General features: G+C 58.5%; 3 protein-coding genes. All 3 read right to left on the reverse strand.

Going from position 1 to position 1,814, the window contains the following annotated elements; translation table 11 throughout:
• Positions 1-194 (reverse strand): hypothetical protein (locus tag ACOVRA_RS03085; RefSeq protein ID WP_421719005.1); only part of this gene is annotated, 194 nt, incomplete at its 3' end.
• A 103-nt stretch (positions 195-297) separates the two neighbouring features.
• Entirely contained in the window at positions 298-1,200 is a 903-nt protein-coding gene (gene fmt, locus ACOVRA_RS03090; protein ID WP_421719006.1) for a methionyl-tRNA formyltransferase, read from the reverse strand.
• 40 nt (positions 1,201-1,240) lie between these two features.
• Entirely contained in the window at positions 1,241-1,762 is a 522-nt protein-coding gene (gene def / locus ACOVRA_RS03095) for a peptide deformylase (RefSeq protein ID WP_421719007.1), read from the reverse strand.
• Positions 1,763-1,814: the final 52 nt, after the last annotated feature.

Below are 1,814 nucleotides of genomic sequence, written 5' to 3' on the forward strand. Positions count from 1 at the left end.
TCAGCGCGCTTCCACGCTTCTTTTGCGTGAACAGCGGCATCGGGAAGCTTACCCTCCGCCACGGCCTGATCATAGGCGCGGTAGGCCACCATGGGATCATTTGCTGCGGCAGGTGTTGAATCCGAAAAAGCAGGCCCGACACTTAAAGCCAAACAGGTGAGACTGACAGCGAATGTCCGAAATCGCGAAACCATGGCAACACTCCAAAAACTGACTCAAATCCGCCGCAGCCGGCTAAAATCCCTTGCAGCTTAAGTGCGATTTTTTGGCCCTGCAACCTGTTTTTGTGTCGTTGCCTTAGGAGAAGACATGACCGGTGGAAATGGGGTTTCCGCGCAAGAAATCAGGCGCATCCAACGCCCCTTTGCCTTCACGCTGGACTTTCAAAAGGCGCAAGGCCCCGTGTCCGCAGGCGATTAACAGGCGATCATCCAGCGCGGTTCCAGGTGCCCCCTCACCTATTTCAGCTTGGCACAAAAGGATCTTGGCGCGGGCACCATCGGGCAACTGGCACCAAGCGCCTGGAAAGGGCGCGAAAGCACGAATGGCGCGGTCGAGGATTTCGGCAGGCTTTGTCCAATCAATCTTGGTCTCTGCCCGATCGATCTTGGCGGCATAGGTGATGCCGTCCTCGGCTTGCGGGACACATGGCAAAGTGCCAGCCGCAAGCTGCGGTAAAGCCTCCACCATCAGGGCTGCGCCGAGGCTGGCCAGGCGGTCGTGCAGGGTGCCTGTGGTGTCCCCCGATGAAATCGGCGTGCGGGCGGTGGCATAGATGCCGCCCGTATCCAGACCGACCTCCATCGCCATGACTTGGACGCCAGTCTCAATGTCACCGGCTTCAATGGCGCGTTGCATCGGGGCGGCCCCCCGCCAGCGCGGCAGAAGCGAGCCATGCAGATTGAAGCAGCCCAGACGGGTTGCGTCTAAAACCGCTTTCGGCAGGATCAGACCATAAGCGACAACGATCGCCGCATCTGCTTGAAGCGCGGCAAACTCGGCTTGCGCCTCGGCACCCTTCAGGCTCGCAGGCGTGCGCACCTCAATCCCCTGCGCCTCTGCCCACGCATGCACGGCCGTTGGGCGCAGCGCTTTCCCGCGTCCGGCTGGCTTGGGCGGTTGGGAATAGACGCAGACGACGTCATGGCCAGCCTCAACCAAGGCAGCCAAGGTCGGCACCGCAAAATCGGGTGAGCCCATAAAGATCAGGCGAAGGGAGGAAGGGGAGTTCACGTTGGGCCTACGCAGCCCGCTTGATCTTCTTCACTTTAGCCAAAGCGCGATCGCGGCGCAGGCGCGAGAGATGGTCGATGAACAAAATGCCTTCCAAATGGTCCATCTCATGCTGGATACAGGTCGCAAACATGCCCTCTGCATCTTCTTCCACCAGCTCATTGTCGCGGTTGAGGTAGCGCAAGCGCACTTTGGCTGGCCGCTCCACATCGTCATAATATTCAGGGACCGACAAGCAGCCTTCTTCATAAGGGGCCGTCTCGTCACTGTGCCAAATAATCTCAGGATTGACGAAAAAGCGCGGTGCCCGATGGTCTGGCGCTTCGGCCCCGCCCCATTCAAGGTCCATCACAATCACGCGCACAGGCTCACCAATTTGAACAGCGGCCAAACCAATACCTTTGGCCTCATACATGCTGTCGAGCATGTCATCCATCAAAGCGCGGATCGCATCATCCACAACGGTAACCGGCGTGGAGATTTGTTTCAGAATAGGGTTCGGAACAGTGAGAATGGGGCGTGCGGTCATGTCGCTTAGGTATGAGCGGACAGCCAAAAGGTCAAGTAAACGCAATGCGAGG

This window comes from Aquidulcibacter sp. (genome assembly GCF_049239865.1).
Classification (GTDB): Bacteria; Pseudomonadota; Alphaproteobacteria; order Caulobacterales; family Aquidulcibacteraceae; genus Aquidulcibacter.